The organism is Nostocoides veronense, assembly GCF_039531185.1.
Taxonomy (GTDB): domain Bacteria; phylum Actinomycetota; class Actinomycetes; order Actinomycetales; family Dermatophilaceae; genus Nostocoides_A; species Nostocoides_A veronense.
Window position 1 is genome coordinate 92343 of record NZ_BAAAPO010000026.1, and the last position, 14766, is coordinate 107108.

The window sequence follows — 14766 nt, forward strand, 5'->3', positions numbered from 1 at the left end:
GCGGGCCCGCGTCGGCCACCCGGCGGAGCGGACAGAACGACTCCGCTCGGCGCAACGGCCAGGTCTGTGGTGGGGCCGGGGCCTGCCGGGATGAACAGGGCAGTGGCGTCGGCCGACCAGCGTTCGCCCGCCGGGTCGGTCATCTGGAAAAGGCCGAAGCTGCCGGGTGTCGCCAGGGCGTACGAGCCCACCACACCGGTCGCGAGGTGACGCAAGGCCACGCGATCTGCCCCACTGGCCGGATCGGCGATCGCCCCGCCCAGCACGCGTCCGTCGGGGGACAGCGTGGCCCACCGGCGCAGATCAAGACCCTGCGGCTCGGACCAGCATCGACCGTCACCGTCGACCAACAGGGCTCGCGCGTCACGTGTCCTCACGATCGCCGCAAGCCGCTCGACGGTCGCCGGCAGTGGCGCCGACACCTGCGGGCACCGGATGACCAGGAGCGGCGGTGCCTGCACCGTGGCCTGGGGCGAATCACTGCCAGGTGGGCGCAGGTCGACTGCCACCCACATCCCCGCCCCGAGCGCGACCGAGGCGGCGGCGAGGCCGCCGAGCCACTGCATACGACGGGAGCGGCGGGAGCGGGCTACGCGCGTGGTGATCGCCGAGACGACCAGGTCCGGTGCGGGGCCGGCGGGCAGGTCGAGATCCCCGGGCCGGTCCGCGGCCTCGCGGATCACCGTCTCCAAGACGTCACTCATGACTCCTCCTTCACGCCGTCCTCGACGGCCAGCAATTCCGGCGCCACGACGCGCAGCCGCGCGAGCGCATCGCGCGTCTGCGACTTCACCGTCCCCACGGCGACCCCGAGCGCCTCGGCGGTGGCCACCTCGGTCAGGTCCTCGACATACCGCAGCACCAGAACCGCCCGCTGCTTGGGCGTCAGCCGGGCGAGCGCCCGGGCGAGGGCGACCCGCGTGGGCACCGCGACCGGCTCCGCTGCGCTCTGCAGGAGGTATGCCGTGGCCTCCCCCGCGGGCACCTCACGGTGCCATTTGCGCCAGGTGTCGATGGACTGGGTCACGAGCATCCGCCGGACATAAGCCTCCGGATGACCGCGATCGGTGATCCGGGGCCAGCGGGTGCCGGCGCGCACGAGCACGTCCTGCACAAGATCCTCCGCACCCTCGCGGGAGCCGGTGAGGAGGAAGGCCGCCCGCACCAGGGCGCCATACCGCGCCCGCACCAACTCCTCGACCTCCATGCCACCTCCCCACGGGATTGCCCCCACCGCTATTACACGGCCGAGGCGCACCCGACGGAGGGGTCCATTCGGTCACCTACTCAGTATTGACGCAAGCCAATACCCGGTATACGGTTGCCTCACCTGGCCTGATACTCGGTATCTCGGCCCCGGCCGGGCAGATGGGAGCGGATGTCATGTCGGTCAAATTGGGAATGCTGGCGCTGCTGGCGGAGAGTTCGATGTATGGCGCGCAGTTGCGCAGCGAGTTCGAGGCGCGCACGGGGGGGACGTGGCCGCTCAATGTCGGGCAGGTCTACACCACCCTCGCCCGCCTGGAGCGCGACGGCTTGGTCGAGCAGGATCCGCAGGCCGACGACGAGGGGCGCATCCTCTATCACCTGACGCCGCTCGGCCTCGAAGAGGTCACCACCTGGTGGCGCACCCCCGTCGACCGCGACGAGACGCCGCGCGACGAACTCGTCATCAAGCTCGCCCTGGCCGTCACCACGCCAGGCGTCGACGTGCCGGGCGTGGTGCAGACCCAGCGCACCGCGACCCTGAAACATCTGCGCGACCTGACCCGGCTGAAGGTCCAGGCGACGGACCGGCAGGCCGCGGAGGCCGCCAGTTCCAACGACCTCGCCTGGCTGCTGGTCCTGGAGAACCTCATCTTCGCCGCCGAATCCGAGGTCCGCTGGCTCGATCACGTCGAGTCCCGGTTGGCGCTAGAGGCCGCCCGCCCTAGGACCCCGGCCGCCCCCGACCCAGGAGCCGGCCGGGAGCACACGGCACACGACACGAGCACGGCATACGAATCCATCACCAAGGGGGCCCAGCAGAAATGACCGCACCGATCCTTCGCCTGGTCGACGTCGTCCGCACGCACGGAGAGGGGGAGATGGCCGTCCACGCACTGCGCGGGGTGAGCCTGCAGGTCCAGCCCGGCGAGCTCGTCGCCGTCATGGGCCCCAGCGGCTCCGGCAAGTCCACCCTGCTCAACCTCGCCGGCAGCCTCGACAAGGCCACCAGCGGCGAGGTCTGGATCGAGGACGCCGAAGTCGGGCGCCTCGATGCCACCAAGCTCGCCGCGCTCCGCCGCCGCCGCGTCGGCTTCGTCTTCCAGGACTTCAACCTCATCCCCTCGCTCACCGCAGCCGAGAATGTCGCCCTTCCCCTGGAACTGGACGGTATGTCGGTGCGCGATGGCCGCCGCGCCGCCCGCGAGATCCTCGAGGTGGTCGGGGTCATGGAACTCGCCGACCGCTATCCCGACAAGATGTCCGGCGGCCAGCAACAGCGCGTCGCGATCGCCCGCGCGCTCGTCGGCGACCGGCGCCTGGTCCTGGCCGACGAGCCGACCGGCGCGCTCGATTCCCAGACCGGCGAGGGCGTCCTGCGCGTGCTGCGGGACCGCTGCAATGCCGGCGCTGCCGGGCTGCTCGTCACCCACGAGGCACGCCACGCGGCCTGGGCCGACCGGGTCGTCTTCCTGCGCGATGGCGTCGTCGTGGACACCACCGGCTCCGCCGAGTCCGCCGAAGACATCCTCGCCGGCACGGGGGCCTGACGATGTCCGCCACCGTCACCGAGCGGCCGACCGCGCCGCCCAGCCCAGCACCCACGGCACGCAGCAGCCGCTTCCAGCGCTGGCTCTCCAGCTGGCGCGTCTCGTTGAAGATGGCGCGCCGAGATGCCTTGCGCTACAAGGGCAGAAGCGCGCTCGTACTTGTCATGGTCGCCCTGCCGGTGGCCCTCATCGTCGGCGGCCTGAGTTTCGCGTCGACGTCGATGCGCAGCATTGCGGAGCGCCTCGACGCCTCCGTCGGCTCGGGGCAGGCGATCATCTATTCCATCTCACCGGAAAAGGTCATCCAAGGAATCGACGGCCAGAGCCAATGGGGTTACAACGAAGACGACAGCGACGCGAGCCGCAAGGCTAAGCCCATCCCCGGCTTCACCGAAGACGGCACGACAGCCGAGCGCACCGCGGCCCTCGACGCGCTCATCCCCGGCAAGGTCGTGTCCGTCCAGACCGGCGAAGTGCGTTGGGTTAACGGCACGAAGTTCCCCCGCGCACTGGTGATGTATGTCGATCCCACCGCCAACCTCGGCCCGAAGCTGACCCTCACCTCTGGCCGGTGGCCGACCACAAGCAGCGAGGTGGTCGTCACCCCGCTCGGCATCCACGAGGGTATGCCGACCAGCGGGACGCTGGGCGTGCGCCTGGGCACGGAGACGACGCCGCTGACCATCGTCGGCACGGCGAAGGTCCTCGACCCGGATTTCGGGATGCCACACCTGATGTCGACGGCGCCACTGCCCGCCGCCGAGGGCAGCGTCTGGAGCACAAACTGGATCATCACCGGTGATCCCGTCACCTGGTCCGAGGTCCGCCGCCTCAACGACTACGGCCTGGCCCTGACCAGTCGCTATGTCGTCGAGCACCCGCCGGCGGCGTCCGAACTGCCCGGGGAAGCCTGGGACGAGCAGAACAACTTCGACAACGAGGCGAAGTTGATGGCCGCCATGTTCGGTGCCGTGCTCTTCCTGGTCACCGCCCTGCTCGTCGGTCCGGCCTTCGCGGTCAGCGCCGGCCGGCAACGCCGCTCCCTCGCCCTCGCCGCGAGCAATGGCGCCGAAGTCCGGCAATTGCGCCGCTCCGTGCTCGGCACCGCGCTCGTCCTGGGCGTCCTCGCCGCCGTCGTCGGCGCCGTCGTCGGGGCCTTGGCCGTCGCCGCGGGCACGGCGATCTGGTTCCGAATGCGACCGTGGTCGACCCTGTTCGGGCCGCTGGACATCCCCATCGTGCCGTCCCTCATCGTGCTGATCTGCGCGATCCTGGCCGCCCTCACGGCCGCCATGATCCCGGCGCTGCGCCTGGGCCGCTTGGACATTGTCGGAGTGATGAAGGGCCAGAACGTCTCGCCCCCGCACAACCGCCTGCTGCCGCTCATCGGCGTCGTGCTCTTCGCCCTCGGTGCCGTCGGCGTCTTCGTCGCGGTCACCAGCACCTCCACGGCTGCGGGGGTCGCGGGGGTCTTCGGTCTGGTGACCGGAGCCGTCTGCCTGATCCCCCTGCTGCTCGTATGGGCGGGCCGGCTGGCCGGGCGTTTCCCCGTCGCCATTCGGATGGCCACCCGCGATGCCGCGCGCCAGCGGCATCGCGCGGCCCCCACCGTCGCGGCGCTGATGGCCGGTTCGGCCTTGCTTGCCACCTTCTCGATTGCGTTGGAGAGCAACACCCAATTCGAGGCAAGCCACTACGAACCACGAAATATCGCCGGAGAGGGCCGGATCGGCGTCGCCCCCAACGATCTGACGGGCACGACCGAGCAGATCCGCAGCATCGCTCCAACCTGGCGCTTGGTCCCCATGCCGTACATCGGTGCCGAGTGGCAGGGGAACACCGCACCATCTGCCGAGCCGTGGGTGTCGCTCATGACGCCCGGCTGCTCGGTCCAGGAATCTTTGCCTCAGTTCGACCCTCCAGACGGCATGGTCGAGCCAACCGCAAACCGCTGCCAGCAGGTCGGCAACCAGGGGATCTATAACGCCGGTCGCAGCCAAATCACGGTGATGCCGGCGGCCGAGATCGTGCGCCGCTTCCAACTCGACAAAGCTGATGGCGCCACGATCGCCAAGGACGGTGTCTTGGTCTATGACGCGAAGCTCATCCCCGACGGCAAGGCTCGCCTGCTCACGGGTTCCTTCCGCTACGACGAGAGGTCCGGAAAGAGCACGCTGGTGAGCGAGCCTCGGGAGATCGAGGTTGCGGCCGTGCCGATGCCCGCGAATGCCACCAACCGGGGAGCTGCCTCGTCGAGCCTCGGAATGGTTTTGTCCACCGAGTTCACGCAGCAGCACAAGATCCCCACCGTTATCAACGAGTTCCAGGTCTTTGACACCCGCGGCGCCATCACCCGGGCCGACCAGAAGAAGGTCCAGGAGGCCCTCGGTGACGCTGGCTATATGGAGGTCGAGCGCGGCTACGAGCGGCCCGACAAGTGGCTCATGCTCGGTGTGCTCGGCATCGCCGGCTTCCTGCTGGTCGTCGTCACGCTGATCAGCACGGCACTCGCGCTCGCCGAACAGCAGGCGGACATGGGCACGCTGGCCGCGGTCGGCGCGACGAAGGGCACGAGGCGGCGCTTCGCCGCCGCCCAGGCCGCGACTGTTGCCGTCATCGGCGGTGTGCTCGGCATCGCCATCGGCCTCGTCGCCGGCGTCGCGATCGCCTACCCGACAACGACGAGGTGGTGGGACCAGAGCGGGGTAGAGCACACCGTCGACCCGACGGTCGGCATACCCCTGATCCCGATGGCGATGATCCTGCTCGGCGTCCCGCTCGTCGCGGCCCTCATCGCCGCGCTCAGCATTCGCCGCGCCCCCCACGTCACCCGCCGCGGGAACTGACCCCGTCCGTATGTCGTGACCGGGCCCAGCAGGGGAGGGTCCGGTCACGACATACGAACTGCTTGGCGGGCGACGGTAGCGGGGACCGGCTAGGACCAATAGCCTTGGAGGACGGCCACTGCGGTGGCCACCGGCACCGCCCATCGATTCCGAGGGAGCCCCGATGAGCACGACCGCATGGACCCAGACCGCGCTGCTGCACGAGCTCAGCCCCGTCGTCGAGGGCGAGCTGAACCGGCATATCAAGGTGGCCAAGGAGTGGTTCCCGCACGACTATGTGCCGTGGTCGGACGGCCGCAACTACGACGGGCTGATGGGCGGCGAGCCGTGGAGCCCGGATGACGCGCCGATCTCCGATGTCGCGCGGTCGGCGCTGATCGTCAATCTGCTCACCGAGGACAACCTGCCGAGCTATCACCACGAGATCGCGATCATCTTCGGTCGCGATGACGCGTGGGGCGAATGGGTGCACCGCTGGACCGCCGAGGAGGGCCGGCACAGCGTGGCGATGCGCGACTATATGTCGGTCAAGCGGCTCGTGGATCCCGTTGACCTGGAACGGCATCGGATGTCGCACATGTCGACGGGCTATGAGTCCCAGCACTCCGGCGACATGATGCGTTCGCTCGCGTATGTCAGCTTCCAGGAGCTCGCGACGCGCATTTCGCACCGCAACACCGGGACGTATACGAACGACCCCTTGTGCGAGCAGTTGCTGCAGCGGATCGCCGCCGACGAGAACCTGCACATGATCTTCTATCGCAATCTGCTCAAGGGTGCGCTAGACCTCTCGCCCGACCAGGCGATGTGCGCGATCCGCGATGTGGTCGTCAATTTCGCCATGCCCGGCACCGACATTCCCGGCTTCCAGCGCAAGGCCGTCGAGATCGCGCTCGCCGGGATCTACGACCTGCGCTCGCACAAGGACGAGGTCGTCGCCCCCGTGCTGCGCTTCTGGAAGGTATGGGACATCGAGGGCCTCGGCGCCGAGGGTGAGGCCGCCCGCGAGGAACTCGACACCTTCCTCGCCGACCTCGAGAAGCAGGCCGCCCGGTTCGAAGACAAGCGCGAGCTGCTGAAGAAGCGCATGGGCGTCGCCTGACCGCTTGCGCCCGCCACACCCGCCCCAGCTGTCACTCGTTTCTCTCCGGATGCCGAAAGTGTGCGCTTCACCCTGCTCTAAAGCAGGGGCTTAGCGCAGACTTCCGGGGCAAAGGCACCCGCGGGCTCTTGAGCTGCTGCCGTATGCGGGGTGGCAGGATTGGCAGGCATGAGCGACCAGCCGCAGCCGCAGCCCGACGAGACCGCCACGGACAACCGGATCGTCGTGCTGACGCCCGAAGGGATGGGCGTGCACGAGTCGGACAGCGACGAGCGTGGCCCGGCCGAACTCGTCGAGCAACCCGCCAAGGTCATGCGCGTGGCGTCGATGATCAAGCAGTTGCTCGAAGAGGTCCGTAGCGCCCCGCTCGACGAGGCTGGCCGCGCCCGCCTCGCGAAGATCCACCAGCAGTCGATCGCCGAACTCAAGGACGGCTTGGCGCCCGAGTTGGTCGAGGAACTCGACCGACTCGCCCTGCCGTTCGGCGCGGGGACAACGCCCAGCGACGCCGAATTACGGATCGCCCAGGCCCAGCTCGTCGGCTGGCTCGAGGGGCTATTCCACGGCATACAAGCGGCGCTTGTGGCGCAACAGATGGCGGCGCAGAACCAGCTCCAGCAGCTGCGCCGAACCCTCCCGCCCGGCCACCCGGCGGCCGAGGAAACGCCCAGCCCGGGTCCGCGCCCGAATGGCCCGATCACCGGAATGGTGCCGCCCGATGCCGCCGGCGGCACGGGCCAATACCTTTAAGGCCCAACCGCTTTCGGAACGCGCACGTCAGCGGAGTCGACTAACTTCTGCTAGCAGAGGTTCCTAGTCCCGTCAGGCGCCTAGCCACGCCTCGCCGCCACGGCCGGCCAGGGTTAGAGGTCGGCGGCGGCGGAGCGGCCGGCGGCACGGCCGGAGAAGAGGCAGCCGCCGAGGAAGGTGCCCTCCAGCGCGCGATAGCCATGCACGCCACCGCCGCCGAAACCGGCGCTCTCGCCGGCGGCATACAGGCCGGGCACGGGCGAGCCGGAGAGCGACAACGCCCGCGAGCCAAGATCGGTCTCGATGCCGCCGAGGCTCTTGCGGGTGAGCACATGCAGGCGCACAGCGATGAGCGGGCCGTATGCCGGGTCGAGGATTCGGTGCGGCGGGAAGGCTCGCTTGCTGATCCGGTCGCCGCGATAGGCCCGCGCATTGTGCAATGCCATGACCTGCGCGTCCTTGGCATAGGGATTGGCGATCTGGCCGTCGCGATCGGCCACGACTTTCTCGATCAACTCCGGATCGAGCACCGGCACGTCCGGCGCACCGGCGACGAGCGCATTCATCTTCGCGACCAGTTCGCCGATGGTGTCGGCCTGGACGAAATCCACGCCCTTGTCGAGGAAGGCCTGCAGCGGCGGCAGCACGTCCTGACGCGCCCGGCCCAGCGTCGCGCCGATGGACTTTCCCGTCAGGTCCGGGTTCTGCTCGGACCCCGAAAGCGCGAACTCCTTGCCAGCAATCGAGCGATTGAGGATCAGCCACGAGTGATCGAATCCCGTCTGGCGCAAGTAGTTCAGCGTTGCGAGCGTGTCGAAGCCCAGCCACAGGGGCGCAGGCAGCCGGTTGCCGAGCGCGTCGAACCACAACGACGACGGCCCGCCGAGAATTCGAATGGCATGGCCCGGCCAGATCGGGTCGAAGTTCTCGATGCCCTCGACGTAATGCCACATCCGGTCGCCATTGATCAGCCGCGCACCCGCCGACTCCGCGACCGCGTGCATCGAGCCGTCGACGTATGCGGGGACACCGGTATGCATGCGCGCGGGCGGGTTGCCCAGCCGCGCCGGCCAGTGCGCGCGGACCAGGTCGTGATTGCCGCCGATGCCGCCGGCCGTGACGATGACGGCCCCGGCGGTCAGCTCGAAATCACCGATGACATCCCGCGAGCTCGCCACCCCGCGCGCGGCGGCATCCGGCGCCAGCACATCGCCACGAACACCCGCCACCGCTCCCTGGTCAACGATCAGTGATGTGACTCGATGCCGTTCGCGCAGAAGGACTTTGCCGTCAAGAATGCCCTGTCGGACGATCGCCTCGAAAGGCGCGACGACGCCCGGACCGGTGCCCCAGGTGACGTGAAACCGAGGGACCGAGTTGCCGTGCGCATCGGCATACCCGCCTCCCCGCTCCGCCCAGCCGACGAGGGGGAACCAGCGCATCCCCAGCCCGTGCAGCCAGGCGCGCTTCTCCCCCGCGGCAAACTCGACATACGCCCGGGCCCACTCGCGCGGCCAGTGATCCTCCAAGCGATCGAAACCCGCGGTCCCGGCCCAATCGGCCATCGCCAGATCGACGCTGTCCTTGATGCCCATTCGACGTTGCTCGGGGCTATCGACGAAGAAGAGGCCACCGAAAGACCAGAACGCCTGCCCACCGAGATTGGCGCGACTCTCCTGATCCACGAGCAGGACGCGCTTGCCCGCGGCGAGCAGTTCGCTGGTCGCGACCAGACCGGCTAGGCCATGGCCGACAACGATGACATCCGCATCCATGCGGCGAATGCTACCCGTCGGTAGCAGCCTGGTCAGCGGTCCGGCGACAACGCTTCCACGCGCACCCCGTCAGGGCCGGCCACGAAGCGCACCTCGGCCAGTGTCCCGACAACGGCATCGGCATCGGGATTGGCGAGCAGGTCGGCAGATGCCGTGGTCGTCGTGACCGCGAGGGTCGTGCAGCCGGCCGCCTTCCCCGATCGCAGGCCAGCCGACGCGTCCTCGACGACCAGGCAGTCGGCGGGGTTGACCCCGAGCCGCTCGGCCGCCAACAGATAGGGCTCCGGGTCGGGCTTTCCGTGCGTGACATCGGACGCCGTGACGACCACGCGCGGGTGCGGCAGGCGGGTGGCGGCCAGGCGCGCCTGCGCCAGCGCATCGGTGCACGACGTCGCAATCGCTGCGCGCCCGCTGGCCGCGAGCGCGGTCAATGCCGCCACCGCGCCGGGCAGCACCTCGATCCCCTCGACATCGGCGATCTCCAGTTCGGTGATATGCCGCTCGGCCTCCGCATGCACGGTCGGGTCCAGCAATCGGGCGATGACCCCGCGCGCGGGTATGCCGTGCAGCCCCCTCAGTGCCGCCACGTCCAGCCCGTAGGTCGGGGCCCACGCCGCCCAACTGCGCTCGACGGCCGGGGTCGAATCGATGAGCGTGCCGTCCATATCGAAAAGCACGGCGGCGAAAACGCGACCGGTCAAAGCATCCAAGGGCCCTGGCGTTGCGGACATGTGGATCACCCTAGGTCGCCGATTCCCTCGACCGTTCGCCGCGCCCAACGGGCGGTCAGGAGTCACACTGACGGCATGGCTGAATACACCGACACCGAGCACGAAACCATCCGCAATAGCGCTTTCGGCGCGATCGCCCTGGTCTCCAAGGCCGATCCCGGCTTCTTCGCGACCTTCAAGGAATCGATGGCTGGCTCCCGGGCCTTCACCGCGGCCCCGCCGGCCGTCCAGGAACTGCTGAAGTCCGGCGGCTTCCCGTCCCCGCCGCGCGGCGACGCCGCCGAGGTCGAGCGCCAGGTCATGGACGGGCTCTCCCAGGCGATGAGCATCCTCAACGCCAAGGACGCGTCCGCTGCGCAGGGCTATCGGGAAGTTATTGAAGCCGCGGCTGACGCCGTCGCGAATGCCGCTGGCGGAGTAGCCGACTCCGAGAAGGCAGTCATCGACAAGATCCGTTCGGCCCTTGCCGGTGGCGGTTCGGGCGCCGGTCCGGCTGCCCCAGCCGACGGGACGCAGGACTCCATCGTTTAGGCCCGAACTCGGCATATGTCGAGTTCGGGGAACACGCCGACGCACGACGCGTCGACTCGGCGTGTTTCCCGAACTCGACGAGGGGTGGAGGTCAGGTGAGCAACCTGGTCTCGAAGGTCACCGCGACCTTGTCCTCGGTCGCGAGGCAGGCGCGGCGCGCGGGCGGGTCGACGCGGCGCCGCACGAGCACCGGGATCTCGGCGCCGTGGGGATGACCAGTGACGCTGACGGTCCAGGTGTGCGCTCCCGCGCCGTTGTCGATCCGTCCGCGCAGGAGATATGCCGGGGCCGGGCCCCGCGTCCGCAGCACCTCCGTGACGGCGGCCTGGACTCGGGGGTCTTGCGTCGTCACACCTCGCAGAAATTGTGGGTCGCTCTGTCCCGCAAGATGTTTCGCAATGACCTTCGGTCCCGAGATGTCATCGAGCCGCCCGAAGTAGGTGCCGTCTGGAAGCACCAAGATATTGGCGCCAAAGCGGTCGCCGCCGAGGTGACTGCACTCCCATACCTCCGTCGGCCAGGTCTGAGCCAACACGCTGGCCACCGGTCGGCCCCGCACGGCGCAACACTGATCGTGCATGCCATGCGCACACACGAGGAGCCGGGCCGGTGATGGATCGGTCAGCGGAACATCGGCATCAAAAGCCGCCACGGCTGCGCGCAGGTCGGCAGGACGGGAAGCAGTGCCGGGGAGCCACGTGCCTGCGGTCTGCGTGCGCGAGAGCGCATCCACCACAACGAAAGCCCGCGGCGCCTCGTGACTTTCACTGCGGCCCGGGCGACGGATGAAAAGGACTCTGCCCGAACGGGATTGCACGATGGCATTGAGTTGCGGCACCCAACCGGCGACCTCAGGGCTCTTGAGGATCTTGTCCGGCCATGCGCGCGGGACTTCTAGCAGGAGCCACCGCTGCGTCGGTGGAGCAGTCGCCACCATGGGTTCCCGCATTCCGAGCGAACGCACGGAGCAGGCATCCGGCGCAAGCGCTGCAGCGGGATCACGGGAAGGCACGACAGGTCAGGCTAATCGAGATTGCCGGCACCGTCCGGTGCCGCCGGACTCGAAAGGCCGTTGACCTGGGTATGCCGTGTGACGAGCCCGGCCAGCAGCAGCCGGCGAGCCACGTCCATACCCACTGTGGCGACGTCAACATGTCCGTCCGCCAATAGCTTTCGGATGGTCGCCAGGTCCACGGGCTCGATAGTTCGCCGGCCAGCACGCGTGACAAGGACCGCAGACTCAGGGCCGTCCATGAGTCGCGCCGCGAGCCGTGGCCGTAGCCGCAGTATGTCCTCGTCCGTGAGGGAGTCGGCGGCAGCTACTTGCGCGAGCGGGCCGACGGGCGCGGCGCGCTGACTGCCCCGGTGTGCTGTCGCGAGAGCGTTCGCAATGCGAGCTGGATCGATGGCCTGGACGGCGTCGATCAGCGCCGCCTTCACGCGCTCGACCTCACCGGGATCTAGCGCCTCGCGGTCCCAGTCGAGACCGAGCGGCAAGGAGTCGCGCACGGCGGCCACCGAGGCGAGGTCTGCGACGGCCGCTTGGACAAGCTGCTCGGCCAGGTGGGTCCTGGTCCAGGGGTGTATGCCGATCGTCAGGTGAATGCTGACCTCGCCGAGCGCGGCAGCGCTGTGGATGTACCCGCGGGGCAGATAGAGGCAATCGCCAGGTGCCAGAACAAGATCCAGCAGCGGATCGGTCGAGGCCGCCGCCTCAACAGCTGCCCGGCGGCGCTCCCATGTCTGGTCGCGCAAGGGCAGCGGGTGGACCGGTTGGCGGATGAGCCATCGCTTGGTCCCGGCGATCTGGAGGACGAAGACATCATGGACGTCGTAGTGCGCGCTGAAGCCCTTGTTCTGGGCTGGCGTGACATAGGCGTTGACTTGAACGGGATGGCCGAGGTCAGCGCCGAGGTCGCCAGCGAAGTCAATGAGCGGGCCCCAGGTGCGGTGCAAGCCCTGAAGGACGATCGTCGAGCCGCTCGCGAAGAGGTCCAGCAAACGGTCGTCACTGACCTGATCCCCGATCGCGGCACCCACACCACCGGGCCGGGTGAAGGCCGAATCCGGAAGCGTGACACCGTCTTTGGCCACGCGCAGGAATGGCGCACGCAGGCCACGACGTCCGATGAGTTCATCGACCGCCTGGCTATCGAAGAGGTCCGAGAAGTCTTGGTCGAGATCGGCTGCGCGGGCCGCTAGGGGCCGCTGACTCCAGTAGTTCTCGGCGAATTCCGCCACCGGCAGCGGCAGGAGACGTGCGAGGGCGGGGCGGCCACTGGCAGCCACCCCGCCCTTGCCGTCGAAGAGGTCGGTCACCGAGTCAGGTCAGAGCCCGCGCGCGACATCATCGGACATGCTGCCGTCTGCCGGGTCCGTGGCGGAACGCTCGCCGACGGAAAGGTCACCGGCACCGCCATCGGCCCCACCGTCCGCGCCGCCATCACCGGCACCGCCATCGGCCCCACCGTCCGCGCCGCCGTCACCGGCACCGCCATCGGCCCCACCGTCCGCGCCACCGTCACCGGCACCGCCATCGGCCCCACCGTCCGCGCCACCGTCACCGGCACCGCCATCGGCCCCACCGTCCGCGCCACCATCACCGGCACCGCCATCGGCCCCACCGTCCGCGCCACCATCACCGGCACCGCCATCGGCTCCACCGTCCGCGCCGCCATCACCACTCAGGGCGGGGGATTCCTCGTCCATGGTCTCGATCGGGGCCTCGGTGCCATTGCCAGGAGGAATGCTCATGTGCCTGTCCTTTCGCCACGGGATTGAGGCGGTTCCGCCCCAGGACTATCGAACCGCACCGGCACTGACCGTGGGCCTTCTGACGTGCGGCAACTTTCGATGACTCTGCCAAGAGCACCCTCAGGGGTGGGCGGTCAGGCCGACACCCGAACCGCGCATCAACACTCGATCCGCGCATTGACACCCGGTCCAGCGGGTGTCAATGCACGGATCGGGTGTTCACGCGCGCGGCGGCCACCGGGAGCGCCGCGTCAACTCGTCGAGCCGGGCTCCAGGCGGGCCCCGGCTGGCACCGTCGTCCCCCGCCGAATCCTCGAGTCAGCGCCGCACAAGGTCACCGCCGACTCCGACGGTGGCCAGCGCCTCGGCACCGCCCCCACGACAGCGTCCGCCTCGATGACAACCCGCTGGTCAAGCACCGAGCCGGCCACCACTGCCCCTGACTCGACGCGCACGCCCGCCATCAGCACGCAGTCCTCGACGCGGGCGCCAGCTTCGATCACGCAACCCGGCCCCAGCACACTGCCGCGCACCATGCCGTCCACGACGACGCCTGGCGACAGTAGGGAATCATCAACCGACCCGCTGGCCCCCACGCGTGCCGGCGGCAGCTCCGGGAAGCGCGTGAGGATCGGCCACCTCGGATCGTCGAAGACATCGACCCGCCCGCGCAGCAGGTCCCGGTGCGCCGCAAGGTATGCCGAAGGTCGCCCGAGATCTTTCCAATAGCCTTCCAGCGCATAGGCATCCGTCCGCCCGCGCGCCACCAGCCGAGGCAATAGGTGCTCCCCGAAGTCCCCCAACCCCTCCTCCAATCCTGGGTCAACCGCGGCCCGGTCGCGGCGCAGCGCGTCGAGTTCGCGCAGGAGGGTGGGGGCGTCATACACAAAAATCTCCGTGGCGATCCGCCCGGAGGCGGCGACGGACGGTTTGTAGTCGATGCCGGCGACTCGCCGTCCACGACCCATCCGGACCACCGCTTTGTGCTTGGCCTCCGCCAGCGACACCTCGGTGGTCACGACGGTGCACTCGGCCCGGCGCGACAGGTGGGCCTCGATGACGGAGCGGACATCGAGCCGGAAGATGTGATCGGCGCTCGTCACGACCACGACATCTGGCGCAGCCGCGGCGATATCGTCGGCCATCCGCATCAGATCGTCCGCATTACCGGTGCTGAAGCCTTCGAGCCCGGACGAGTCGCCCTCCTCCGGCACCAGCCGCCGATAGCCGCCGCGCGTGCGGTCCAAGTCCCACGGCCGTCCCGACGCGAGATGCTCATCGAGCGAGGCCGCTTGGTATTGCACGGACACCCAGACATCCGGGATCCCGCTATTCGCGAGATTCGACAGGGCGAAGTCGATGAGTTGATAACTCCCGGCAAAGGGCAGGGCCGGCTTGGCGCGCTCTCGGGTCAGCACGTCCATCCGTGAGCCCTTCCCCCCAGCCTGCACGATCGCGAGGATGCGCGGAGTGCGCGCGACAGGGACCGCTTGGAGTCGGGGCATGAACTTAGACTGCCGG

The 14766-nt window shown here is 69.0% G+C and carries 13 protein-coding genes; 6 read left to right on the top strand and 7 right to left on the bottom strand.

Annotation, left to right across the window (positions count from 1 at the left end):
- Window positions 1-700: 700 nt before the first annotated feature.
- On the bottom strand, window positions 701-1207 hold the full coding sequence (locus ABD225_RS08635) for a SigE family RNA polymerase sigma factor (protein ID WP_344083589.1): 507 nt from the start codon (window positions 1205-1207) through the stop codon (window positions 701-703).
- Between the two features lie 176 nt (window positions 1208-1383).
- On the opposite strand from ABD225_RS08635, the gene ABD225_RS08640 reads away from it, so the two are divergent.
- The 5 genes from ABD225_RS08640 to ABD225_RS08660 all read left to right on the top strand — a co-directional run bounded on the left by ABD225_RS08640 (window position 1384) and on the right by ABD225_RS08660 (window position 7454).
- Window positions 1384-2034, top strand: coding sequence for a PadR family transcriptional regulator (locus tag ABD225_RS08640; protein ID WP_344083592.1), 651 nt, complete (start codon window positions 1384-1386; stop codon window positions 2032-2034).
- The gene (locus ABD225_RS08645; protein ID WP_344083595.1) at window positions 2031-2756 is read left to right on the top strand and encodes an ABC transporter ATP-binding protein; all 726 of its coding nucleotides are present in this window, start codon (window positions 2031-2033) and stop codon (window positions 2754-2756) included. The genes ABD225_RS08640 and ABD225_RS08645 overlap by 4 nt, the downstream gene beginning before the upstream one ends.
- A 2-nt stretch (window positions 2757-2758) precedes the next feature.
- Complete coding sequence (locus tag ABD225_RS08650; RefSeq protein WP_344083598.1) at window positions 2759-5602, top strand: FtsX-like permease family protein; 2844 nt, start codon at window positions 2759-2761, stop codon at window positions 5600-5602.
- A gap of 163 nt (window positions 5603-5765) precedes the next feature.
- Window positions 5766-6704, top strand: coding sequence for an acyl-ACP desaturase (locus tag ABD225_RS08655; protein ID WP_344083601.1), 939 nt, complete (start codon window positions 5766-5768; stop codon window positions 6702-6704).
- A 168-nt stretch (window positions 6705-6872) separates the two neighbouring features.
- On the top strand, window positions 6873-7454 hold the full coding sequence (locus ABD225_RS08660; protein WP_344083604.1) for a bacterial proteasome activator family protein: 582 nt from the start codon (window positions 6873-6875) through the stop codon (window positions 7452-7454).
- 113 nt (window positions 7455-7567) lie between these two features.
- Here ABD225_RS08660 and ABD225_RS08665 read toward each other — a convergent pair whose 3' ends face one another.
- Together ABD225_RS08665 and ABD225_RS08670 are read right to left on the bottom strand one after the other, a co-directional pair.
- On the bottom strand, window positions 7568-9229 hold the full coding sequence (locus ABD225_RS08665; RefSeq protein ID WP_344083607.1) for an FAD-binding dehydrogenase: 1662 nt from the start codon (window positions 9227-9229) through the stop codon (window positions 7568-7570).
- A gap of 32 nt (window positions 9230-9261) precedes the next feature.
- The gene (locus ABD225_RS08670) at window positions 9262-9960 is read right to left on the bottom strand and encodes an HAD-IA family hydrolase (RefSeq protein ID WP_344083610.1); all 699 of its coding nucleotides are present in this window, start codon (window positions 9958-9960) and stop codon (window positions 9262-9264) included.
- Between the two features lie 75 nt (window positions 9961-10035).
- Here ABD225_RS08670 and ABD225_RS08675 point away from each other — a divergent pair, with 75 nt between their 5' ends.
- Window positions 10036-10491, top strand: a complete 456-nt coding sequence (locus tag ABD225_RS08675) for a hypothetical protein (RefSeq protein ID WP_344083613.1) — start codon at window positions 10036-10038, stop codon at window positions 10489-10491.
- 91 nt (window positions 10492-10582) lie between these two features.
- Here ABD225_RS08675 and ABD225_RS08680 read toward each other — a convergent pair whose 3' ends face one another.
- From ABD225_RS08680 to ABD225_RS08695, 4 genes are all read right to left on the bottom strand, one after another.
- A complete protein-coding gene (locus ABD225_RS08680) occupies window positions 10583-11503 on the bottom strand; it encodes a sucrase ferredoxin (protein WP_344083616.1) in 921 nt (306 codons plus the stop codon).
- A gap of 11 nt (window positions 11504-11514) precedes the next feature.
- Entirely contained in the window at window positions 11515-12810 is a 1296-nt protein-coding gene (locus ABD225_RS08685; RefSeq protein WP_344083619.1) for a cupin domain-containing protein, read from the bottom strand.
- Between the two features lie 9 nt (window positions 12811-12819).
- Window positions 12820-13245, bottom strand: coding sequence for a hypothetical protein (locus tag ABD225_RS08690; protein WP_344083622.1), 426 nt, complete (start codon window positions 13243-13245; stop codon window positions 12820-12822).
- A gap of 251 nt (window positions 13246-13496) precedes the next feature.
- Window positions 13497-14750, bottom strand: a complete 1254-nt coding sequence (locus ABD225_RS08695; RefSeq protein WP_344083626.1) for a glucose-1-phosphate adenylyltransferase family protein — start codon at window positions 14748-14750, stop codon at window positions 13497-13499.
- Window positions 14751-14766: the final 16 nt, after the last annotated feature.